The organism is Enterobacter cloacae complex sp. 302F9, from assembly GCF_050030335.1.
GTDB lineage: Bacteria > Pseudomonadota > Gammaproteobacteria > Enterobacterales > Enterobacteriaceae > Enterobacter > Enterobacter hormaechei_C.
The window spans coordinates 4,684,552-4,707,667 of the sequence record NZ_JBLGUC010000001.1 but is presented as its reverse complement, the minus strand read 5'-3'; the positions used below and the strand labels follow the sequence as shown (position 1 = coordinate 4,707,667).

General features: G+C 58.2%; 19 protein-coding genes and 2 pseudogenes. 9 read left to right on the top strand and 12 right to left on the bottom strand.

Features of this window, described 5'->3' with window-relative positions; translation table 11 throughout:
• Positions 1-6 precede the first annotated feature (6 nt).
• From ACQG0T_RS22805 to ACQG0T_RS22795, 3 genes are all read left to right on the top strand, one after another.
• The gene (locus ACQG0T_RS22805) at positions 7-1,002 is read left to right on the top strand and encodes a LacI family DNA-binding transcriptional regulator (RefSeq protein WP_045348669.1); all 996 of its coding nucleotides are present in this window, start codon (positions 7-9) and stop codon (positions 1,000-1,002) included.
• Between the two features lie 105 nt (positions 1,003-1,107).
• A complete protein-coding gene (locus tag ACQG0T_RS22800; RefSeq protein ID WP_047718175.1) occupies positions 1,108-3,231 on the top strand; it encodes an alpha-galactosidase in 2,124 nt (707 codons plus the stop codon).
• 44 nt (positions 3,232-3,275) lie between these two features.
• The gene (locus ACQG0T_RS22795) at positions 3,276-4,553 is read left to right on the top strand and encodes an MFS transporter (RefSeq protein ID WP_015569924.1); all 1,278 of its coding nucleotides are present in this window, start codon (positions 3,276-3,278) and stop codon (positions 4,551-4,553) included.
• Here ACQG0T_RS22795 and rhaM read toward each other — a convergent pair.
• From rhaM to rhaB, 9 genes are all read right to left on the bottom strand, one after another.
• Positions 4,541-4,855 (bottom strand): L-rhamnose mutarotase, encoded by a 315-nt coding sequence (gene rhaM, locus ACQG0T_RS22790; protein ID WP_015569925.1) that lies wholly within the window; start codon positions 4,853-4,855, stop codon positions 4,541-4,543. The genes ACQG0T_RS22795 and rhaM overlap by 13 nt on opposite strands.
• The gene (fucO, locus tag ACQG0T_RS22785; protein WP_003861980.1) at positions 4,852-6,000 is read right to left on the bottom strand and encodes a lactaldehyde reductase; all 1,149 of its coding nucleotides are present in this window, start codon (positions 5,998-6,000) and stop codon (positions 4,852-4,854) included. Before fucO ends, rhaM begins: the two co-directional genes overlap by 4 nt.
• 97 nt (positions 6,001-6,097) lie before the next feature.
• The gene (locus ACQG0T_RS22780) at positions 6,098-7,102 is read right to left on the bottom strand and encodes an ABC transporter permease (protein ID WP_045332115.1); all 1,005 of its coding nucleotides are present in this window, start codon (positions 7,100-7,102) and stop codon (positions 6,098-6,100) included.
• Positions 7,099-8,103 (bottom strand): ABC transporter permease, encoded by a 1,005-nt coding sequence (locus tag ACQG0T_RS22775; RefSeq protein ID WP_045327161.1) that lies wholly within the window; start codon positions 8,101-8,103, stop codon positions 7,099-7,101. Before ACQG0T_RS22775 ends, ACQG0T_RS22780 begins: the two co-directional genes overlap by 4 nt.
• Complete coding sequence (locus ACQG0T_RS22770; RefSeq protein WP_015569928.1) at positions 8,104-9,606, bottom strand: sugar ABC transporter ATP-binding protein; 1,503 nt, start codon at positions 9,604-9,606, stop codon at positions 8,104-8,106.
• 106 nt (positions 9,607-9,712) lie between these two features.
• Complete coding sequence (gene rhaS / locus ACQG0T_RS22765; RefSeq protein ID WP_032649875.1) at positions 9,713-10,699, bottom strand: rhamnose ABC transporter substrate-binding protein; 987 nt, start codon at positions 10,697-10,699, stop codon at positions 9,713-9,715.
• 82 nt (positions 10,700-10,781) lie between these two features.
• The gene (rhaD, locus tag ACQG0T_RS22760) at positions 10,782-11,612 is read right to left on the bottom strand and encodes a rhamnulose-1-phosphate aldolase (RefSeq protein WP_111962315.1); all 831 of its coding nucleotides are present in this window, start codon (positions 11,610-11,612) and stop codon (positions 10,782-10,784) included.
• Positions 11,613-11,708: 96 nt separating this feature from the next.
• Positions 11,709-12,968 carry an L-rhamnose isomerase gene (gene rhaA, locus ACQG0T_RS22755; RefSeq protein ID WP_047746078.1) on the bottom strand — a complete coding sequence of 420 codons (1,260 nt, stop codon included), beginning with the start codon at positions 12,966-12,968 and terminating at the stop codon, positions 11,709-11,711.
• On the bottom strand, positions 12,965-14,434 hold the full coding sequence (gene rhaB / locus ACQG0T_RS22750) for a rhamnulokinase (protein ID WP_023304642.1): 1,470 nt from the start codon (positions 14,432-14,434) through the stop codon (positions 12,965-12,967). Before rhaB ends, rhaA begins: the two co-directional genes overlap by 4 nt.
• Positions 14,435-14,735: 301 nt before the next feature.
• On the opposite strand from rhaB, the gene rhaS (ACQG0T_RS22745) reads away from it, so the two are divergent.
• Both rhaS (ACQG0T_RS22745) and rhaR read left to right on the top strand, forming a co-directional pair.
• Complete coding sequence (gene rhaS / locus ACQG0T_RS22745; RefSeq protein WP_015569934.1) at positions 14,736-15,572, top strand: HTH-type transcriptional activator RhaS; 837 nt, start codon at positions 14,736-14,738, stop codon at positions 15,570-15,572.
• A gap of 73 nt (positions 15,573-15,645) precedes the next feature.
• A pseudogene (gene rhaR / locus ACQG0T_RS22740) lies at positions 15,646-16,493 on the top strand (HTH-type transcriptional activator RhaR).
• Here the strand turns inward: rhaR and rhaT are convergent.
• Positions 16,494-17,528 carry an L-rhamnose/proton symporter RhaT gene (gene rhaT, locus ACQG0T_RS22735; protein ID WP_017694058.1) on the bottom strand — a complete coding sequence of 345 codons (1,035 nt, stop codon included), beginning with the start codon at positions 17,526-17,528 and terminating at the stop codon, positions 16,494-16,496. It abuts the pseudogene before it with no gap.
• 288 nt (positions 17,529-17,816) lie between these two features.
• On the opposite strand from rhaT, the gene sodA reads away from it, so the two are divergent.
• Positions 17,817-18,437 (top strand): superoxide dismutase [Mn], encoded by a 621-nt coding sequence (gene sodA, locus ACQG0T_RS22730; RefSeq protein ID WP_003861999.1) that lies wholly within the window; start codon positions 17,817-17,819, stop codon positions 18,435-18,437.
• A gap of 66 nt (positions 18,438-18,503) precedes the next feature.
• Positions 18,504-19,186 (top strand): annotated as a pseudogene (yiiM, locus tag ACQG0T_RS22725) (6-hydroxyaminopurine reductase).
• 43 nt (positions 19,187-19,229) lie between these two features.
• On the opposite strand, the gene cpxA reads toward yiiM, so the two are convergent.
• Positions 19,230-20,603 carry an envelope stress sensor histidine kinase CpxA gene (cpxA, locus tag ACQG0T_RS22720; protein WP_015569937.1) on the bottom strand — a complete coding sequence of 458 codons (1,374 nt, stop codon included), beginning with the start codon at positions 20,601-20,603 and terminating at the stop codon, positions 19,230-19,232.
• Positions 20,600-21,298 carry an envelope stress response regulator transcription factor CpxR gene (gene cpxR, locus ACQG0T_RS22715; protein WP_003862004.1) on the bottom strand — a complete coding sequence of 233 codons (699 nt, stop codon included), beginning with the start codon at positions 21,296-21,298 and terminating at the stop codon, positions 20,600-20,602. Before cpxR ends, cpxA begins: the two co-directional genes overlap by 4 nt.
• Positions 21,299-21,448: 150 nt before the next feature.
• On the opposite strand from cpxR, the gene cpxP reads away from it, so the two are divergent.
• A complete protein-coding gene (cpxP, locus tag ACQG0T_RS22710) occupies positions 21,449-21,955 on the top strand; it encodes a cell-envelope stress modulator CpxP (RefSeq protein WP_003862006.1) in 507 nt (168 codons plus the stop codon).
• Between the two features lie 153 nt (positions 21,956-22,108).
• Positions 22,109-22,993, top strand: a complete 885-nt coding sequence (fieF, locus tag ACQG0T_RS22705; RefSeq protein ID WP_271040490.1) for a CDF family cation-efflux transporter FieF — start codon at positions 22,109-22,111, stop codon at positions 22,991-22,993.
• The last annotated feature ends 123 nt before the right edge of the window (positions 22,994-23,116 follow it).

Sequence of the window (23,116 nt, the reverse complement as noted above, 5' to 3'; positions counted from 1 at the left end):
AAAATCATGTCGCTTAAAGCCATTGCCAAAGAACTGGGGCTGTCTGTTACCACCGTCAGCCGCGCCCTCAACGGGTATGACGACGTTTCTGCTGAGACGCGCGCCCGCGTGGAAGCGGAGGCCCAGCGCCGTGGCTACCGACCAAATACCTTTGCCCGTCGCCTGAAGATGGGCAAAATCGACGCCGTCGGGCTGGTGTTTCCGGTGCATCCTGTTCCGCTCAATAACAGCGTTTTTATGGACATGGTCGGCGAAATTAGCCACGAACTGGCGCGACATGAGATTGACCTGCTGCTCATCGCTGACGACGATCTGGCGGACAAACACAGCTATATGCGCATGGTGCAGAGCCGACGCGTGGATGCGCTGATTGTGGCGCATACGCTGGATCACGATCCGCGTCTTGAGCAGCTACAGGCCGCCGGGTTCCCGTTCCTGGCGCTCGGCCGCAGCCAGCTCCCGCAGCCGTACGCGTGGTTCGATTTCGACAACTATGCCGGCACATATCAGGCCACCCGCTGGCTGATCGAGAAAGGCCATAAGCGCATTGCGCTGCTGGGCGAAAGCAACAACCAGGCATTCATCACCCAGCGCCGCCAGGGCTACCTGGACGCGCTGCGGGAAGCCGGACTTTCCAGCGAATGGCTGCGCGCCATGCCCCCTTCGCGTCGCGTGGGGTATGCCACCACGCAAGAACTTCTCTCCCTGCCGCAGCCGCCCACGGCCATCATTACCGACTGCAACACCCACGGCGACGGCGCAGCGATGGCCCTGGCGCAGATGGGGCGCTTAACCGGTGAAAATGCCGTTTCGCTGGTGGTCTATGACGGCTTACCGCAGGACAGCATTGTCGATATCGACGTCGCGGCGGTGATCCAGTCTACCCGTCAGGGTGTCGGGAAACAGATTGCCGATATGGTGCGCCAGCTGATTAATGGCGACGACATTGACACCCTTCAGGTGCTCTGGCAGCCAGAATTCTCCCCAGGCCAGACTGCCTGATTACACCAAAAATTCCAAACCCGATCACAGATCCGAAACGTTTTGGTTTGTATCCGAAACGTTTCGGATCAACACTCAGGACATCCCGATGACAGGAGATGTCTGATGCAAGATTCCATTTTTCGACTTGAAAGCAATACGGTTGACGTGGTGGTAAAAACCCACCCGTTCGCCGAAATTCTCTACTGGGGGCCACACCTTCAGCACTTTTCGCCGCAGGATGTGCTGAGTATTGCGCGCCCGGTTGCTAATGGCAGGCTGGACGTCGACTCCCCCGTCACGCTGATGGCAGAGCTGGGGCATGGGCTGTTTGGCTCGCCGGGCATCGAGGGGCACCGCCAGGGGCTGGACGGATCGCCGGTATTTAAAACCACGCAGGTGCAGCAGGCGTTAAACGCCCTGACAATCACTGCTGAAGACGAGCATGCAGGCCTGCGCCTGACCAGTGAAATAACGCTGGATGCCAGCGGCGTACTGGTGGTGCGTCATGGGTTAACCAACCTGAAAATGCAGGCGTGGCAGGTGGATCGATTTGCCGTGACGCTGCCGGTGGCCGAACGAGCGCAGGAGGTGATGGCCTTCCACGGACGTTGGATCAGGGAGTTTCAGCCGCACCGCGTGATGCTTGAACATGACAGCTTTGTGATTGAAAACCGTCGGGGTAAAACCTCCCATGAACATTTCCCGGCGCTGATTTCAGGTACGCCGTCATTCAGTGAAATGCACGGCAACGTCTGGGGTATACATCTGGGCTGGAGTGGTAACCACCGCCTGCGCGCAGAGGCGAAAACCGATGGCCGCCGCTATATGCAGGCCGAAGCGCTCTACCTGCCGGGTGAAATGGCGATTGAAGAGGGGGAAACGCTCTGGACGCCGCGCCTGTATGCCAGCCACTCCCCGCACGGGCTGAACGGCATGAGCCAGCAGTTCCACCGCTACCTGCGCGACAATGTTATCCGCTTCCCGGAAGATAAACCGCGCCCGGTGCACCTCAACACCTGGGAGGGGATCTACTTCAACCACGACCCGGACTACATCATGCGCATGGCCGACGAGGCCGCAGCGCTGGGTGTGGAGCGCTTTATCATTGACGACGGCTGGTTCAAAGGCCGCAACGACGACCACGCCGCGCTGGGCGACTGGTATCTGGACGAGAAAAAATACCCGAACGGCCTAAAGCCGGTAATCGATCACGTTAAACAGCTCGGCATGGAGTTTGGTATCTGGGTTGAGCCGGAGATGATTAACCCGGATTCCGATCTGTATCGCGCGCACCCTGACTGGGTGCTGGCGCTGCCGGGCTACGCCCAGGCGACCGGGCGACACCAGCTGGTGCTCAATCTCAATATTCCGCAGGCCTTTGAATATCTGGTCGAACGCATGAGCTGGCTGCTGGGCGAACACGCGGTCGACTACGTGAAATGGGATATGAACCGCGAGCTGGTGCAGCCAGGGCACAAGGGCAAAGCCGCCGCCGACGCCCAGACGCGCCAGTTTTATCGCCTGCTGGACGTGCTGGGCGAGCGCTTCCCGCACATTGAGTTTGAATCCTGCTCCTCCGGCGGCGGGCGAATCGATTATGAAGTGCTGACCCGCTGCCACCGCTTCTGGGCGTCCGACAACAACGACGCGCTGGAGCGCAACACTATCCAGCGCGGCATGAGCTACTTCTTCCCGCCGGAGGTGATGGGGGCGCATATCGGTCATCATAAATGTCACGCCACCTTCCGCCAGCACAGCATTCAGTTCCGCGGGCTAACAGCGCTGTTTGGTCACATGGGGCTGGAGCTGGATCCGCTCACCGTCGATGCGCAGGAGCGTGAAGGCTATCGCCATTACGCCGCGCTGCACAAGCGGTGGCGAGAGGTCATTCATCACGGCACCCAGTGGCGCGTGGATATGCCGGACGCCACCACCCTGGCGCAGGGTATAGTGAGCGAAGATAAGACGCAGGGGCTGTTTTTGGTCAGCCAGCTCGCGATGCCGGATTACACCCTGATGATGCCGCTGCGCATGCCGGGGTTAGACGCCAGCGCGCTGTACCGCATCACGCTGCTCGATCACCCGAACATCCAGATTACGGGCGAGGGCGGGCACACCATGCGTAAGCTGCCGGCGTGGATGAACGCGCCGCAAACGGTAAGCGGTGAGTGGCTGATGCAGGCGGGTATTGCGCTGCCGATTCTGGATCCGGAAACCGCCATTCTGATTGGTGTGGAACGCGTGTAAGGGTGACGGGCCGGGCAACCGGCCCTCCGTTGAGGATAAAAATAATGAACACAACAACCTGTACCCACAAAGACAACCCTAATTTCTGGATCTTCGGGCTGTTCTTCTTTCTCTACTTCTTCATCATGGCCACCTGCTTTCCGTTCCTGCCGATCTGGCTGTCGGACATCATTGGCCTGAACAAAACCCATACCGGGATTGTTTTCTCCTGCATCTCGCTGTCGGCCATTGCCTTCCAGCCGGTGCTGGGGGTCATTTCGGACAAGCTGGGGCTGAAAAAACACCTGCTTTGGATCATCTCGGTGCTGCTGTTCCTGTTCGCGCCGTTCTTCCTGTACGTCTTCGCCCCGCTGCTGAAAACCAATATCTGGCTGGGGGCGCTGAGCGGTGGGTTGTATATCGGCTTTGTCTTCTCAGCGGGGTCGGGGGCGATTGAGGCCTATATTGAGCGCGTAAGCCGCAACAGCTTTTTTGAGTACGGCAAGGCGCGTATGTTCGGCTGTCTCGGCTGGGGGCTGTGCGCCTCAACGGGCGGCATCCTGTTCGGCATCGATCCGTCGTACGTCTTCTGGATGGGGTCGGCCGCGGCGCTGTTGCTGATGCTGCTGCTGGTGGTCGCGAAACCGAAGCCTAACCAGACGGCGCAGGTGATGAACGCCCTGGGCGCGAATCAGCCGCAGATCACCGCTAAAACCGTTTTTACCCTGTTCCGCCAGCGCAGAATGTGGATGTTCATCCTGTACGTGATTGGCGTGGCCTGCGTGTATGACGTCTTCGACCAGCAGTTTGCCACCTTCTTCAAAACCTTCTTCGCCACGCCGCAGGAGGGGACCCGTGCCTTTGGTTTCGCCACCACGGCGGGGGAAATCTGTAACGCGATCATTATGTTCTGCTCGCCGTGGATCATTAACCGCATCGGCGCGAAAAACACGCTGCTGATTGCCGGGGTGATCATGGCGACGCGCATTATCGGCTCGTCGTTTGCCACCACTGCCGTGGAGGTGATTGCCCTGAAGATGCTGCACGCGCTGGAAGTCCCGTTCCTGCTGGTGGGGGCATTCAAGTACATCACCGGGGTGTTTGATACGCGCCTGTCGGCCACCATCTACCTGATTGGCTTCCAGTTTGCCAAACAGTCGGCGGCGATCTTCCTCTCCGCCTTTGCCGGAAATATGTATGACCGGGTCGGCTTCCAGGAGACGTATCTGATACTGGGCTGCTTCGTGCTGGCGATCACGGTGGTATCGGCGTTTACGCTGAGTGGCAGGCGGGAGATTGCTGCCGCCTCGGGGGCAGCAGCGTTAACACATCAGTCCAGGTAAAACACCTCTTTCAGCGCCGAACTCACCGGGCTGTTATCCGGGTTCGACGGCATAACGTCACCCATATATTTCCACCAGCGCTGGCAGACATCGGTGTTTGCCACCGCGTTCCAGCGCTCTTCCGATTCAATCTCCACCGTCGCAAACAGCAGGTTGCGAGCTTTGTCGAGATAGATGGCGTAGTGGTGCGCGCCGTGGGCTTTCAGTACCGCTTCCAGCTCAGGCCAGATCGGGTTGTGGCGACGTGCGTACTCCTCGTGCGCGTCCGGGTTTACCTGCATCACAAACGCTTTGCGGATCATAATGCCTCCAGGTACAGCTCGCGGACCTCATCGCGGCTGGCGGTGCGCGGGTTGCACGGCGCGCACGGGTCGGCGAGGGCTTTATCCAGCCAGCCTTCAATATCGGCTTTGGTGACGCCGAGCTGGCTAAATCCGGACGGAATGCCGACGCGAGCGCTCAGGTCGCGAATCGCCTGAATGGCCGACATGCTGGCGGCTTCGTCGCTCATGCCGCGCGTGTCAACGCCCATCGCCTGCGCCACGCGGGCGAAACGTGCGACCGCGTTCGGGCGGTTAAAGTTTTCGATGATCGGCAGCAGAATGGCGTTGCACACACCGTGCGGCAGGTTGTGCGTCGCGCCCGGCTGGTGCGCCAGGGCGTGCACCAGCCCCAGACCGGCGCTGTTAAACGCCATGCCCGCCAGATACTGACCAAAGGCCATCTGCTCGCGCGCTTCCAGGTTGTGACCGTCGTCGACCGCTTTCGGCAGCCACAGGTTGATCAGGCGAATCGCTTCCAGCGCGTTGGCATCAGTCAGCGGGTGCGCGCCGACGGACACGTAGGCTTCAATCGCATGGGTCAAGGCATCCATGCCGGTTGCGGCGGTCACGGAGGCCGGAATATCAAGCATCACGCTGGCATCGTCCACGGCGATATCCGGGATGATGTTCGGGTCGATAATCACCTCTTTCACCTGTCGCGCGGCGTCAATGATCACCGCGTTGCTGGTCATCTCCGCCGCCGTGCCTGCGGTGGTGTTGATCGCCACCAGCGGCACGCCCGCGTTTTTCACCTTGCCGACGCCGGAGTAATCGGTTGACGGACCTGGGTTGGCGGTGAGGATTTTGATTGCCTTGGCGGTATCAATCGGGCTGCCGCCGCCAAAGGCAATCAGGTAATCACACTCCGCATCCTGATATGCCGCATAGCCTTTTTGCACCAGCGCTTCCGTCGGATTCGGGAATACCTCATCGAACAGGTGATACGACATCTGATGGGCGTCGAGCGCGGAAAACAAACTGTCGAGCAGGCCAAGTTTCACCAGCTGGCCGTCGGTGACAATCAGCGCTTTTCCCCACTGTTTGTTTGCCACCAGATTGACCATATCGCCGATCGCGCCCGCGCCGTGCAGGCTGATTTTGGGGAGCGCCAACATAAAGCTCATGATAATTCTCCTTAATTACTGTGATTTTTATGCCCGGCGGCGCTGCGCTTGCGCGGGCCTACGGTTAAGTAGGCCGGGTAAACGCAGTGCCACCCGGCTATGAGATCCGTCTTCGCTGCATCACCCGGCGGGTAATAATCGGCAGCGAAATCACCACGATCAGCATCGCGCCGATAATCACCGACATCACAATGCCGGGCACGTTGAGCAGGCTCAGGCCGAAGGTCACCAGCCCCATCAGGAAGGCGGCGATAATCACGCCCACCATGCTGCCGGACCCACCGAGAATATTGACGCCGCCGAGCACCGCCATCGTCACCACCGCCAGCTCCCAGCCCATCGCGATGGTCGGGCGGGTACTGCCCAGACGCGAGGTGAGTAGCACCGACGCCAGGCCGGACATCAGTCCTACCAGCGCAAACAGGATCAGGTTGTGGCGCTTCACGTTGATGCCGGAGTACCACGCGCCGGTCGGGTTGTTGCCGATGGCGTAGGTGCGGCGGCCAAAATTGGTGCGGTGCAGCACAAAGGCAAACAGAGCGGCCAGCACGATAAACAGCGCGAACTCAAACGACAGCGCACCCCAGACGTAGCCCTGGCCGAACCAGGCGAAGCTCTCCGGGTAGCTGTTCAGCGCCTGGTCCCCGAGCAGGATGTAGGTGATCCCGCGGTACAGGCTCATGGTGCCGATGGTGATGACGATGGACGACAGGTTAAAGCGCGTCACCAGAATACCGTTGAACAGCCCGCACAGTAGCCCGACGCCTAATCCCACGCACACCAGCAGTGGCGTATCGACGCCCGCTGCCGCGCAAAAGCCCATCAACGTGGAGCTGAGCGCGATGGTGGAGGCCACAGACAGGTCAATTTCCCGGGCGATAATCAGCATCGCCATCGGCAACACAATGATCGCTTTTTCCGTGAAGTTGAACGTCGCGTCGGAGAGGTTCCAGATATTGAGGAAGTAGGGCGAGGCGAGCGCGTTCACCACAAACACCGCCAGCGTCACCGCCAGCAGGAAGCCCTCCCAGCACAGCAGGCGCTGGAAGATGCCCGGCGCAGAAGTGGGTTTGAACTCTTCAGATGTCATCATTTTGCTCATGGTTTCACCGCCAGTTTCTGACGTGCCAGCGCCGCGTCGCGCAGGATCAGCCTGCCTTTGCGCTTGTTGCCGCGCTCGTTCAGCAGCACAGCGATGACAATGACCGAGCCGGAAATCGCCATCTGCCAGAACGGGGAGACGCCGATCACCGGCAGGGCGTTGTTGATGACGCCAAGGAACAGCGCCCCGAACAGACAGCCGAGCACGCGGCCGGTGCCGCCCATGGTGCTGATCCCGCCAATCACACAGGCTGCCACCACCTGCAATTCAAAACCGTTAGCGACGTCAACATACGCAACGGCAAAGCGTGATATCCACAGGTAGCCGCAGAACCCGGCCAGCAGACCGGAAAGGCAGAAGCTGATGAACTGCATTTTCCCGGCGTTGATCCCGGTGTAGTACGCTGCCGTGGCGTTCCCGCCGGCGGTGTAGAGCGCCCGTCCGGTGCGACTGTAGCGCAGGAAGTAGCCCACCAGCAGCAGTACGGCGATGGCGCACCAGCTCAGCACCGGCAGGCCCAGCACTGACGCACGCGGCAGGCCGAGGAAGTCTGCACCCATCTGGTTGGAGTTCACCCAGCCGCCGCCGGAGAGCAAAAAGATCATTCCGCGGTAGATGCTCATGGTGCCGAGCGTCACCACAATCGCCGGAATGCCCAGTTTCCACACCAGCAGGCCGTTTATTGCGCCCATCAGCAGCCCAAGCGCGCTGGCAAGGATCAGCAGCGCCCAGACGGGCACGTCCGGGTAATGGAAATTAATCAGGGCGACAATCATCCCGGTCAGGGCCAGATTAGCCGCCATCGACAGGTCGATGCCTTTAGTGAGCAGCACCATCATCTGCCCGAGCGCGAGGACGATCAGAATGGCGGTGTCGTTAAACATCTCCACCAGGTTGCCCGGTGCGATAAACGATGGCACGCGGCTGCCAATGGCGACGACCATCAGGACAATCACCGCGCCAAGCAGCGCCTCGCGGTGTTTTAAGAGTGAGCTAAGCATTTATGCCGCCTCCTGTTTTGCACCGCTGGCGGCGCTGACGATGGTTTCCGCCGTCGCGTCTCCCGCCTGGTATTCGGCCACCATCAGCCCCTCGTGCATGACGATAATGCGATCCGCCATGCCCATCACTTCCGGCAGTTCGGACGAGACCATAATCACCGCCAGCCCCTGACTGACCAGCTCGGACATAAACTGATGCACGGCTGCCTTTGAGCCGATATCGATGCCTTTTGTTGGCTCATCGAGGATGATCACGTCAGGGTGCGTCGCCAGCCATTTGCCGATCACCACCTTTTGCTGGTTGCCGCCAGAGAGGGTCTCCACCGCCTGCTTCCAGCTGAAGGCTTTCACTTGCAGGCGCCTGGCGTATTCGTCTGCCAGCTTCCATTCGCGGTCGTCGTGCAGTACGCCGTTCGGATTGAGCCTGCTGAGCTGAGGCAGGCTGATGTTCTGGGCAATCGGCAGGGCGATAATCGCCCCCTGTTTCTGCCTTTCTTCCGGCACGCAGACGATACCGGCTTTGATCGCATCCGCAGGCTGGCGGAAGCGCCGGGGCTGTCCGTTGAGGATAATTTCCCCGGACGACGGTCGCGTGACGCCGGAAAGCGCCTGCATCAGCTCGGTACGCCCGGCACCCACCAGCCCGTAAAAGCCGAGGATTTCCCCTTTACGCAGGGAGAACGAGATATGCGCAAACTCGGTTGGATGGCAGAGGTTTTTCACCTCCAGCACCGTCTCGCCTTTTTCGCAGTCTATTTTCGGGAAGGTTTGGGTAATGGCGCGCCCGACCATCATCGACACCATCCGCTCCTCGGTGATCTCATTTATTGCCCCTGCACCGACGAATACGCCGTCGCGCAAAATGGTGTAGTGATCGGCCAGCTCAAAAATCTCGTCGAACTTGTGGGAGATAAACAGGATGGCTTTTCCCTCCTGCTTTAAGCGCTCCACAATCTGGTAAAACTCGAGGATTTCATGCTGTGACAGCGCCGCCGTGGGTTCATCGAGGATCACCACCTGCGCCTCAAACGACAGCGCGCGGGCAATCGCCACCATGTGACGCTGGGCGATGCTCAGGGTTTTCAGCGTTGCGCGCGGGTCGATTTGCACCTCAAGGCGGGCGAGAATAGCCTGCGCCCGGCGGTGCATTTCCGGCCAGTCGAGCTTTTTCAGGAAGCCTTTGTGAAGGTACTGACCGACAAAGATATTTTCGGTGACCGAGAGTTCATCGAACAGGACGGTTTCCTGGTGAATGGCGGTGATGCCCATTTTATGCGCCGACTCCGGCGTCGGAAGGTGAACGGGGATCGCCTTGTAGAGAATTTCGCCCTCGTCGGGCTGGTATATGCCGGTCATCACTTTGACCAGCGTCGACTTGCCCGCGCCGTTTTCGCCGATAAGCGCCGTCACTTTGCCGGGCCACAGCGCAAGCTGCACGTTCTCAAGAGCACGCACGCCGGGGAACACCTTGGTGATGCCAGAAAGCTGTAGCAATGGGGTCATGATAGTTCTCCGTTTGGTTCACCCTCACCCCGACCCTCTCCCAAAGGGAGAGGGGGTTAACGTTCCCTCTCCCTTTGGGAGAGGGCTAGGGTGAGGGGGGAAAGGATCAAAAGATTTTTGAGAACTTATCAATATTGCTGGCATCGTAAACGAACGGCTCGGCCATCGCGCCGTTGCCGTCGGCATCCAGCTTCACTTTGCCCAGCTTGCCCATGCTGGCCTCACCTTTCGTGGCGGTGCCTTTCACCAGGTCATCCGCCAGGTAGGTTGCGGCATAGCCCAGGTCAATCGGGTTCCAGATGGCAAAGCTCTTGCTTGCGCCGGACTTCACCGCGCCCGCCATCTCAGACGGCAGGCCTAAACCGGTGACGTACACTTTGCCAATCTTGCCCTGGTCCTTCACCGCCTGCGCGGCAGCCACAATGCCAACGGAAGAAGGCGAAACAATCACTTTCAGCTCCGGGTAGGTTTTCAGCAGGCCGACAGCTTCGCGGTAGCTCTTGTCAGAGAGATCGTCCCCGTAGGCCACGGTCACCAGATTGACGGACGGGTACTTCGGCAGCACCTTTTTCATCTCTGCAATCCAGGTGTTCTGATTGGTGGAGGTTGGCGTGGCGCTCAGCACCGCCACATCGCCTTTCTCCACGTTCAGCGCTTTCAGGGCATCGGCGGCGAGCTTGACGTTAGTTTCGCCAATCAGGGCGTTATTGGACGGGTTGAGGTGGATCTGACGCCCGGCTTTCGCCACGCCGGAATCCCACGACACAACCTTGATGCCGCGCTGCATCGCTTTTTTCAGCACCGGCACGACGGCGTCCGGATCGTTCGCGGAAATCGCGATCGCATCAACGCCCTGGGCGATCAGCCCGTTCAGCACCTCGATCTGCGCTTCCGCCGTGGTGGTGGTCGGGCCGGTATAAATCACTTTTACATCGCCTAACTCTTTGGCCGCCTCCTGCGCGCCGACGTTCGCTGCCTCGAAGAATCCATTCCCTAAGGACTTCGCCACCAGGGCGATTTTCACTTCTGCTAAAGCGGAACCGGACAACGCCAGAGCGGCAACGGTGAGGATCAAGCTTGCTTTTATTTTCATTGCTTTTACTCCACTGACTTGAGTTAGTTGTAGGGATTGCAGGTGGTTTTCGCCCCGTCTCGGTGAGCGGGGCGCGATGTTGTTATTGGTACAAATCTAACGCCGACTGCATGGGGGGGACGCCAAAGCGTTTACCCAGGGCGATCAGTTCTTCCCGGGTGATGGTCTGCTTCATGCCGCCCATGGAATAGACCTTTACCAGCACTTCCGCGGATTTCTCGGCGGTGTCGATCAGGCCGAAGGTTTCATCCAGCGTCGGGCCGCTGCCGAAGACGCCGTGGAACGGCCACAGCACCAGTGAATGTTTCTGCATGTCCGTCGCGGTTGCCTGGCCGATTTCGTCGGTGCCCGGCACCATCCACGGCAGAATGCCGACGCCGTCCGGGAACACCACCAGACACTCGGTGCTGCCTTCCCACAGTTTGCGGGTGAAGAAATCAGAATTATTTTCCAGCACGTAGGTCAGGGCGATCAGGTTGGTGGCGTGGCAGTGCATGATCACGCGGTCCTTGCCATTGGTCGCCTTGATGCGCTCGCAGTGGGAGAGGAAGTGCGCCGGCAGCTCAGAGGTTGGCACCGCCTCATCCGTCAGCCCCCACAGAATGTGGTAGCCCGCGCCGTCGCTATCCACTTTCACTACGCCGAGGTTGGCCTGCGGGTCGAGCTGAACGTTGCGGAAGAACTTCCCGGAACCGGTGACGATAAACGGCGTGTTGGCGAGCAGCGGCATCGGCTGGCTCAGGGCGATATAGCGCGGCTTCTGGTGGAAATCGGCGGCAAATGGCTCGATATCCGCGTCGTCCAGGCGTAGCGTCAGGTTGCCGCCGTTGCGCTCGTCCCAGCCCTTCAGCCAGGCGTCGGAGGTGGCTTTGATCATGCCCTGGACGAACCAGGAGGTGGTGATGGTCTGCATACTGTGTTTCCTTTGAAAATGCCGGGTGGCGCTGCGCTTACCCGGCCTACTTTTACCTGTAGGCCCGGCAAGCAACGCGCCGCCGGGCAATGTTTTTTACTGACGAGCGGCAAGAACGTCTTTCTCATATGCCCGCACGTTGTCCAGCCACTGGCTGCCCGCAGGCGCATCGTGACGCTGGCAGTACATCTCCCACACCGCCTGCCACGGCAGGGATTTCTGCTCTTCCAGCAGCGCCAGGCGCGCGGTGTAGTCGCCGTTTTCTTCCAGCTGTTTCAGGGCGGCGACAGGTTCCAGCAGCGCGCGCAGCAGGGCTTTCTTCATGTTGCGGGTGCCGATAACCCACGCCGCGATGCGGTTGATGGAAGCGTCGAAGAAGTCGAGGCCAATGTGTACGCGGTCGAACAGATCGTGGCGGATGATTTCGCTGGCAATCGCCTGGGTTTCGTCATCCAGCAGCACCACGTGGTCGCTGTCCCAGCGCACCGGGCGGCTGACGTGCAGCAGCAGGCGCGGCACGTAGAGCATGGCAGCGGAGATTTTGTCGGAGATCACCTCGGTCGGATGGAAGTGACCGGCATCCAGGCACAACGCGGTCTGGCGGCTGGTGGCGTACCCCATGTAGAACTCGTTCGAGCCGACGGTGTAGCTCTCGGCGCCAATGCCGAACAGCTTGCTCTCGACGGCATCGATGTGGTGCGCCGGGTCCAGCTTCTCGCTGATGGCTTCATCCAGCGCGGCCAGCAGGCGCTGGCGCGGGGCCAGTCGGTCTACGGTGATATCCTTCATGCCGTCCGGGATCCAGATGTTCATCACCGACGGCGTGCCAAGCTGCTCGCCGAAATACGCAGAAACGCGGCGGCTGGCTTTGACATGGTCGATCCAGAACTGGCGGATTTCGTCGTTGGCGTGCGCAAGGGTAAAGCCGTCCGCGCTCAGCGGGTGCGAGAAGCAGGAGGGGTTAAAGTCCAGGCCCAGCTTGTTGGCTTTCGCCCACGTCACCCAGTTCGTAAAGTGCTCCGGTTTGATTTCATTACGCGCCACCGGCTCGTCGGATTCGAGATAAATGGCGTGCAGATTCAGGCGCTTTGGCCCGGGGATCAGGCTCAGCGCCAGCTCCAGATCCGCACGCAGTTCGGTGGCGTTGCGCGCTTTGCCCGGATAGTTACCCGTGGCCTGAATCCCCCCCGTCAGGGAACCGCCCGGGTTCTCGAAACCGGCGACGTCATCACCCTGCCAGCAGTGCATGGAGACGGGCAGACGGTCGAGCTGGCGCAGCGCCTCTTCGACATCCACGCCGACGGCGGCGAAACGCTGTTTAGCCAGGTCCCAGGCTTGTTCAAGTTGAGTGGTCATGCGCAAAGCTCCTTAGTCAGTCGTTTTTGCTGAAACTGCGCCCGGTAGCGGGCAATTTCATGGCAGGGATGGGGGGTGAAGGTGGTCAGGCTGTTATTCGCCGTCACCACCGAACGGAAATCGTCAACGTTGGACAGTTCGTCCAGGGTCATCAGCTGAATGCCGATATTGCCGAGCGTGGAGGCTTCAATCGGACCTGCCACCACGGTAATGCCGCAGGCATCCGCGCAGAGCTGGTTCAGCAGCTGGTTCTGGCAGCCGCCGCCCACGATATGCAGCTGCGTGAACGGTTTGCCGCGAAGGTCAGCCAGCTCGCTCAGGATGTCGGCATAGAGCAGGGCGAGACTGTCAAAAATGCAGCGCGCCAGCTCGGCGGGGCGGGAAGGTACCGGCTGCCCCGCTTCAAAACAGGCGGCCTGGATTTCAGCGCTCATGTGCGCCGGATTGATAAAGCGGTCGTCGTTCGGGTTAATCAGGAAGGTGCAGGCCTTCAGCGTTTCGGTTTCCGCGATAAGCGCGGGCAGGTCGTTGATGTTCTGCTCTTTCAGCACCCGCTGGAGAAGCCACAGGCCCATGATGTTCTTCAGCACCCGGTAGCGCCCTTCGGCGCCACCTTCGTTAGTGATGTTCGCCGCCAGTGCGGCATCGCTGGTGTAGGGTGTTTTGCTCTCAAAGCCCATCAGCGACCAGGTGCCGGAAGAGAGGTACGCCGCGTCTCTGCCGGCGAGCGGCGAGGCAATGACCGCGCTCGCGGTGTCGTGACTGGCGACGGCGACAACAGGGATTTCATTCCCCTGCGGGCAAAGCCAGTGGCCGATCACATTGCCCGGATGGGTTGGCGCGCCGAACCAGGACGGCGAGGCGCCCGTCCAGGCCAGCAGATGTTCATCCCAGTTATCGGTGTTGATGTTAACCAGCTGCGAGGTGGTGGCGTTGGTGTATTCCCAGTTCATGTTGCCTGTCAGACGGTAGCTTAAGTAGTCCGGGATCAGCAGCGCATGCGCCACCTTTTCGACCAGCTCTGGCTGTTGCTCAACCAGCGCGCGCAGCTGATACAGCGTGTTAAACGGCAGAAACTGAATGCCGCTGCGACCATAGATGTTCTCCTTGCCAAGCTGGGCGATGGCGTGCGCCATTAGCCCATCGGTGCGGCTGTCGCGGTAGGAGACGGGCAGGCCGACGCGTTCGCCGTGACTGTCCAGCAGTACGTAATCCACACCCCAGGTATCAATGCCGATACTGTCGATGCGAATACCGTCTTCGCAGACGTTGTGAAGTCCGGTGCGGATCTCTGCTTCCAGGGCGTCGATATCCCAGGTAACAAAACCGTCCTGTTTTTGCAGACAATTGGCGAAACGGTGCATTTCGCGAAGCGTAAGGGTGTGCAGGTCGCAGTCCCAGGTGGCGAGCATTACACGGCCGCTTGATGCGCCTAAATCGACAGCCACACAATGGCGAAAAGTCATGGTCGGGTCCTTTCTTAAGTCATTAGCGAGGAGTGTAAGAAAGGGAAGAAATAGCCACCTTCTCGCCACTGACAGCCCAAATCTCGCGCTGGCAAGAAAGCAAAGATGAACGTGAGGGAGTTCACAGTTTCCAGTAATGGCGGGGTTTGCAGGCAGTGTGACGCTGACCGCATTTCCTGATCTTTCCGCCTGTTTCTTGAAAAACCGACAGCTTTTGCGCGGTTTGCTGTCAAAAATTTAAGGTGAGCGTGGAAGGCCTTAATTACTATTTTGAGAACTTTTCTCATTGGTGGGGGCCGTTATGACCGTACTGCACAGCGTCGATTTTTTTCCTTCGGGGGCTTCGCCGGTCGCGATTGAGCCACGGCTGCCTCAGGCTGCGTTCCCGGAGCATCATCATGATTTTCATGAAATTGTGATTGTTGAGCACGGAACGGGCATCCACGTGTTTAACGGTCAGCCGTATACCATCAGCGGCGGTACGGTGTGCTTCGTGCGCGATCACGACAGGCACCTGTATGAACATACCGACAACCTTTGCCTGACCAATGTGCTCTATCGTTCTCCGGATGCGTTCCAGTTTCTCTCCGGGCTGAATCAGCTGTTGCCGCAGGAGAAGGACGGTCACTACCCCTCGCACTGGCGGGTGAATCAGTCCACGTTGCAGCAGGTGCGTCAGCTGGTGAGCCAGATGGAGCAGAGCGAGGATGGACAGGAGACGCACGCCATTGCCACCCGCGAGCTGCTGTTTATGCAACTACTGGTGCTGCTGCGGCGCAGCAGCCTGGTGGAAGGGCTGGAAAATAACGACGCGCGCCTGAATCAGCTGATGGCCTGGCTGGAAGATCATTTTGCCGAAGATGTCTGCTGGGAAACGCTGGCGGATGACTTTTCGCTCTCGCTGCGCACGCTGCATCGTCAGCTCAAGCAGCATACCGGGCTGACGCCGCAGCGCTACCTCAACCGTCTGCGCCTGATCAAAGCGCGGCACCTTTTACGTCATACCGATGAAAGCGTCACCGATATCGCCTATCGCTGCGGATTCGGCGACAGTAACCACTTTTCGACGCTTTTTCGCCGGGAGTTTAACTGGTCGCCGCGCGATATTCGTCAGGGGAAAGACGCGTTGCTTCAGTAACGCGAGGGCAGTCACCGTTTTTTTGCTGCAAAAAGGCTAATAATGTCCGGTTATTCGCCGTAGAGGTTATGGTGTGGCTGCTCAGCTCATTCTTCGCAAAGATGATTTTTTGCCTCCGCGAGTCAGGCCGTCGCGGTGGCCGACCGCTACCCGCAAAACGTCTTTGCCGAGCACACCCACGAGTTTTGCGAGCTGGTGCTGGTGTGGCGGGGCAACGGCCTGCACGTCCTCAACGACCGTCCCTACCGCATCACGCGCGGAGACCTGTTTTACATTCGCGCTGAAGACAAACACTCCTACGCCTCGGTTAACGATCTGGTGTTGCAGAACGTCATCTACTGCCCCGACAGGCTTAAACTGAATGTCGACTGGGCGGGCAATATCCCCGGTTTTCATGATGCCAGAGGCGAACCGCACTGGCGCTTAAGCAGCAACGGCATGGCGCAGGTGCGCCAGACGATTTCCCAGCTGGAGCAGGAGAGCCAGAAGAGCGATCCGGTGGCAAACCAGATGTCGGAGCTGCTTTTCGCCCAACTGGTGATGACCCTGAAGCGCCATCGTTACGCCACGGATAATCCCTCCGCCACCACGCAGGAAGCGCTGCTGGATAAGCTCATCACCCGGCTTGCGGGCAGTCTGAACAAGAGTTTCGTGCTGGAAAAATTCTGCGAGCAGGAGCAGTGCAGCGAGCGCGCGCTGCGCCAGCAGTTCCGCACCCAGACGGGGATGACGGTCAACCACTATCTGCGCCAGCTGCGCATCTGCCACGCCCAGTACCTGTTACAGCATACGGAGCTGATGGTGAGTGAAGTGGCGATGCGCTGCGGCTTTGAGGACAGTAACTACTTTTCGGTGGTGTTTAACCGTGAGGTGGGGATGACGCCGGTTCAGTGGCGTCATCGCAGTCGAAAGGCAGCGTAATCAGTTCGCCATGCCGAGGCCGACGATATTGGCCGCAATGATAATCACCACACAGCCCAGGCTCAGCACGCCAACCGGACGACGCCCGGCATTGTTCCACTCTTTCAGCACCAGCCCAACCAGCCCGCCGCACAGCACGTAGAAGCTCATGTGCAGCATCCAGCTCATGTAGTCATACTGCGCCGGAATACTGGCGTGACCCCAGGCGTAGAAGAAGAATTGCAGATACCACATCAGACCGCCGAGGGCGGAGAGCAGGACGTTGGTGACGATAAGCGGTTTTGCCAGCGAGAAGTCGGCTTTTACCGACAGGTTCTTCACTTTTGCCAGACGAATGAAGCAGAAGCCGAGGTTTACCAGCGCGCCGCCGCCCATGATCACCACGTAGCTTGGCAGGGCAGCGTACAGCGGATCGACGCCCAGCGCCGCAGCGGCGTCGTGCATCGGTTTGGCGGCGTTCATGGCGAACGACATGCCCGCCGAGAAGACGCCGCACATCACCGCCAGCAGCAGCCCTTTCTTCAGGTTGAACTCTTCGGCTTTGATGCCCATCTTGCGTTCTTTCAGCTGGCCTGCGCGGGTGACGATGCCCACGCCGATCACCGCCACCAGCACGCCCAGCAGCGTCATTCGCCCGCCCTGAGTGTTGATCAGCACGTCGAAGTGGCCGTTGAGGATTGGCGTCATCAGGGTGCCAACAATCAGCGTAATGCCAATCGCGATGCCAATCCCCATCGACATGCCTAGGTAGCGCATGGTGAGGCCGTAGTTGATATTACCGATGCCCCACATCGCGCCGAACAGGAATACCGGCAGCAGGGTGGAGGCGTTGAAGGAGGAGAAGTAGCCCCAGAAATCGGGCAGCAGCATGGCGCTGATTGTCCACGGCAAAATCAGCCAGGACACGGTGCCGCCAACGGACCACATGGTTTCCCATGACCAGCCTTTCACCTTTTTAAACGGGGCATAGAAACAGGCTGCACTGGCCGCGCCTATCAAATGCCAGAAAATACCCATCGTAATCGCATGATTCATTTTTACATCCTCATCGTTTTTATAGCCGGAGGCTTCCCGCCGACTTGATGAGTGTAAAAATGAGGCGGTTTGGGAACCTTCAGAAGGTTGCCGCACTTTTGTTCAGGATGGCAATCAGCACGTTAAGCACGTGAGCAGACTCACAATTTTGTCATTTATCAAAAATCTAATAACCTTATAAAAACTACGGCATTGATAATCATTTTCAATATCATTTAATTAACTATAATGAACCAACTGCTTACGCGGCATTAACAGCTGTGCCGCCCGACAATAATGGAGAGGATTATGAGTTATACACTGCCATCCCTGCCGTATGCCTACGACGCACTGGAACCGCATTTCGACAAGCAGACGATGGAAATCCATCACACTAAACACCACCAGACCTATGTGAACAACGCGAATGCTGCGCTGGAAAGCCTGCCAGAGTTCGCTAATCTGCCTGTTGAAGAGCTGATCACCAAACTGGACCAGCTGCCGGCAGACAAGAAAACCGTGCTGCGCAACAACGCGGGCGGTCACGCTAACCACAGCCTGTTCTGGAAAGGCCTGAAAACCGGCACCACCCTTCAGGGCGACCTGAAAGCGGCTATCGAGCGTGACTTCGGTTCCGTTGACAACTTCAAAGCGGAATTCGAAAAAGCCGCTGCAACCCGTTTCGGCTCTGGCTGGGCGTGGCTGGTCCTGAAAGGTGACAAACTGGCGGTCGTTTCTACCGCTAACCAGGACTCCCCGCTGATGGGTGAAGCTATCTCTGGCGCATCCGGCTTCCCAATTCTGGGTCTGGACGTGTGGGAACACGCTTACTACCTGAAGTTCCAGAACCGTCGCCCTGACTACATCAAAGCCTTCTGGGATGTAGTGAACTGGGACGAAGCAGCAGCGCGTTTCGCCGCTAAAAAATAAGGTTGCATTGACGCCTGTGAGAAGCGAGTCTGATGACTCGCTTTTTTTGTATCTGAAGGAGTGGAGATGCATTACCCGGTGAATGTGTTTACAGGCAAGGTAAGGGAGTACGAAGGCAGCCGCCCGAGCGCCATCGCCAAAGTGCAGGTCGACGGTGAGCTGACGTTGACCGATCTCGGGCTTGCGGGTGACCAGCAGGCTGAAAAGAAAATCCACGGCGGGCCCGATCGCGCGCTGTGCCACTATCCGCGCGAGCACTATCAGCACTGGAAAGCCGAATTTCCTGAACAGGCGGACCTCTTCGTCGCCCCCGCGTTTGGCGAAAATCTCTCAACGGAGGGGCTGACGGAGAAGAACGTCTTTATCGGCGATATTTACCGCTGGGGCGATGCTTTGATTCAGGTCACCCAGCCGCGCTCACCGTGCTTTAAGCTTAATTACCATTTCGGCTTCAGGATATGTCGGCCCAGCTGCAAAACGCGGGTAAAACCGGCTGGCTGTATCGCGTTGTGCAGGCGGGACAGGTTTCGGCGGATGCGCCGCTTGAGCTGGCTTCGCGCTTGAGTGAGGTGTCGGTATACGAGGCCTGCGCAATTGCCTGGCATATGCCGTTTGATGACGAGCAGTATCACCGCCTGCTGTCAGCGGCGGGATTATCCACCAGCTGGACCAGAACGATGCAGAAGCGGCGGTTAAGCGGCAAGATCGAGAGCAGTTCGCGGAGATTGTGGGGGAAAGAGGTTCCGTAGAAAGTAGGCCGGGTAAGGCGAAGCCGCCACCCGGCACATACGGTTACGAACGCTTATACAGCGGCAGCCATAGCGTTAACCTCAGCCCGCCCAGCGGGCTGTCATCGGCTTTCACCCAGCCACGGTGCTGTTGCATGGCGGTTTCAACAATCGCCAGACCTAGCCCCGTACCACCAGATTCACGGTCGCGCGCCTCGTCGGTGCGGTAGAACGGACGGAAAATCTGCTCGCGATCTTCCGGGCTGACGCCAGGACCATCGTCATCGACAATGACGGTAATCCCGTCTTTATCCACCGAAAACGCCACTTCAATCTTCGTGTGCGAATAGCGCAGGGCGTTACGCACGATATTCTCCAGCGCGCTTTCCAGCGTGTTGGGGTTACCGTAGAGCGGCCACGGGCCCGGCGGGAAGTTGACGGTGAACGATTTGCCCATCTGCTCCGCTTCGAACGCCGCGTTGTCCAGCACCTCATGCCAGAGGTGATTGGCTTTCACCGTTTCGCTCACCAGCGCGTTTTTCTGCTGATTGCGCGACATCACCAGCAGATCGTTGATCATGCTGTCCAGGCGATGCGCTTCCGTCTCAATACGCTCCAGCTCTTTGCTCTCGCCGCTGCGGCGGCGCAGCAGGGCGGTACCCAGCTGTAAGCGCGTGAGCGGCGTCCGCAGCTCGTGGGAGATATCCGACAGCAGGCGTTGCTGCGCGGTCATCATGCGGTCAAGAGCAGAGACCATCTGGTTAAAACTGGTTCCGGCGGCCAGGAACTCCTGCGGCCCGGATTCCAGCTCCGGATGCTGCCTCAGGTTGCCCTGCGCCACTTCGTCCGCCGCATTTTTCAGCTTACGCGCCGGTTTCGCCAGGCTCCACGCCAGCCATAACAGCAGCGGGGAACTGACCAGCATCGTGACAATCAACAGCAAAAGCGGACGGTCAAACAGCAGGTTGATGAAGTCGGACTGGGAACTGCTCGCAGGTCGAATCAGATAGAGCTGGTAATTGTCTTCCCCATCCCGCACCGAGAAAGGTCCGACCATCTCTACCCGACCATATTTCTTTTTCTGTGGGTGATCGGCGTTATCCGCCTGGCCAATAAAGTTGCGGATAATCTGCATTTCATTGCGATCGGCCCCAATCACGCGGCCTTCACTGGTGACCAGTAAAAGACGTTGTCCGGGGGGCGCCCACTTGTCGATAGCGCGAAACAGCCTGCGCCACCACATTAAATCGTTCGGCGGATCGTTTGCCAGCTCCGCTTCCACGTGCTGCTCGATCATCACGCCCTGACGTTGCTCGCTGTCGAGCAGCTCCGTCATCTGGCGTGAGTCGAGTTTTGGCAACATCAAAACGAGCATTAAAACCAGTGCCAGCGTCAGCCAGAAGATGGCGAAGATGCGGGCGGTTAAGCTGCCTATCATGAAGCGGAAACCATCAGATAACCGCGACCACGCAGGGTTTTAAACCAGGGATGACCGTCTTTACGCTCCGGCAGCTTACGGCGCAGGTTCGAGATATGCATATCGATGGCGCGGTCAAACGGGGTGAGGCGTTTGCCCAGCACTTCCTGGCTTAAGTGTTCACGCGACACCACCTGGCCGAGATGCTGCGCCAGCAGATACAGCAGGGTGAACTCGGTGCCGGTTAGCTCCAGCGTTTCACCGTCGAAGCTCGCTTCCTGGCGGCCCGGGTTCAGGCTCAGGGAGTCCACTTCCAGCGTAGGTGAGCTGTTGTCGGTATTCTGCTGCTGCTCGCTCCAGTGAGAGCGGCGCAGGATCGCGCGAATACGGGCCACCAGTTCACGGTCGTTGAACGGCTTAGGTAAATAGTCATCCGCACCCAGCTCAAGGCCGAGTACGCGGTCAAGCTCGCTGCCGCGTGCGGTCAGCATAATGACGGGGGTCTGGTGTGTCTGGCGAAGCTCTTTCAACGTATCAATACCGTTTTTCTTCGGCATCATGACGTCGAGCAAAAGTAAATCGATGCTGTCGTCAAGGAGACTCAGCGCCTGCTCGCCATCATGGGCAACCAGGACGTTGAAACCTTCCATGTCGAGCAACTCCTTTAAAAGAGATGTGAGCTCTCGGTCATCATCAACTAACAGGATTTTATTCATTGTTTAAATACCTCCGAGGCAGAAATTACGACATCAAGGCTATCTAATCCATGACTTTACGTTGTTTTACACCCCCTGACGCATGTTTGCAGCCTGAATCGTAGACTGTCTCTCGTTGAATCGCGACACGAAAGATTTTGGGAGCAAGTGATGCGCAAAGTTACCGCTGCCGTCATGGCCTCAACGCTGGCCTTCAGTGCGTTTAGCCAGGCTGCTGTAGCTATCATCAGCGATAACGGTTCCTCAGCAGAGGGCGCAACGCAGCACAGCAGCCAAAGCCATATGTTTGACGGCATAAGTTTAACCGAACATCAGCGTCAACAGATGCGAGATCTGATGCAGAGGGCAAGACACGACCAGCCCCCTGTTAATGTTAGCGAAATGGAGACAATGCATCGCCTTGTCACCGCAGAAAATTTTGACGAAAGCGCTGTACGCGCTCAGGCCGAAAAAATGGCGCAGGAACAGGTTGCCCGTCAGGTAGAGATGGCGAAGGTTCGCAACCAGATGTTCCACCTGCTAACGCCCGAGCAGCAAGCGGTTTTGAATACCAAACATCAGCAACGTATGAATCAGTTGCGTGAGGTTGCACGGATGCAGCGAAGCTCAGATATGACGCTTTTCAGTAGCAATAGCAGTACCCGTAGTAACCAGTAAACCCTGTTTTCCTTGCCATAGACACCATCCCTGTCTTCCCCCACATGATGTGGGGGTTTTTTTTGCCCATTGTTCAGGTTTGTTAACGCTTTATTCATCCTTTCACTCCACCACCATCCGTTATACTAGCGCCATGGCATGACAGGAGTGTTTATGAATCAATCCTATGGACGGCTGGTAAGCCGGGCCGCAATAGCCGCGACGGTGATGGCGTCGTGTTTGCTGATCATTAAAATTTTCGCGTGGTGCTACACCGGGTCGGTCAGTATTCTGGCGGCACTGGTGGATTCACTGGTGGATATTGCCGCCTCGCTGACCAACCTGCTGGTGGTGCGCTACTCGCTGCAACCGGCGGATGAAGAGCATACGTTTGGCCACGGCAAAGCGGAATCGCTGGCCGCGCTGGCACAAAGCATGTTTATTTCGGGCTCTGCGCTTTTCCTGTTTTTGACCGGTATTCAGCATCTTATTTCGCCTTCTCCGATGAACGATCCGGGCGTTGGCGTGGTCGTAACGGTAGTTGCACTTATAAGCACACTTGTTCTTGTAACGTTCCAGCGCTGGGTTGTACGCAAAACACAAAGCCAGGCTGTACGGGCCGATATGCTTCATTATCAGTCTGATGTTATGATGAATGGGGCTATTCTTATTGCGCTTGGTCTGGCCTGGTATGGCTGGCATCGGGCCGATGCGTTGTTTGCGTTAGGGATAGGAATCTATATTTTATACAGCGCCTTGCGGATGGGGTATGAAGCGGTACAGTCGCTTCTTGACCGTGCGCTTCCGGATGCAGAACGTGATGAAATTTATGCCATCGTGACCAACTGGCCTGGCGTCAGTGGTGCTCACGATCTTCGTACGCGGCAGTCAGGGCCGACCCGCTTTATTCAGATTCATTTGGAAATGGAAGACAACCTGCCACTGGTTCAGGCGCATATGGTCGCTGAACAGGTGGAGCAGGCGATTTTGCAGCGTTTCCCTGGGTCAGACGTCATTATTCATCAGGATCCGTGCTCTGTCGTACCCAGGGCGTTTTGAGCTTTCGTAATTCGTTGTAAAAAAGTGAGCCAGAGCAGCATTTTGTGGATAAATTACCACCATATGGCCTGACCTGAATCAATTCAGCTGGAAGGGATTGATATACTATTTGCAGTATTCGAC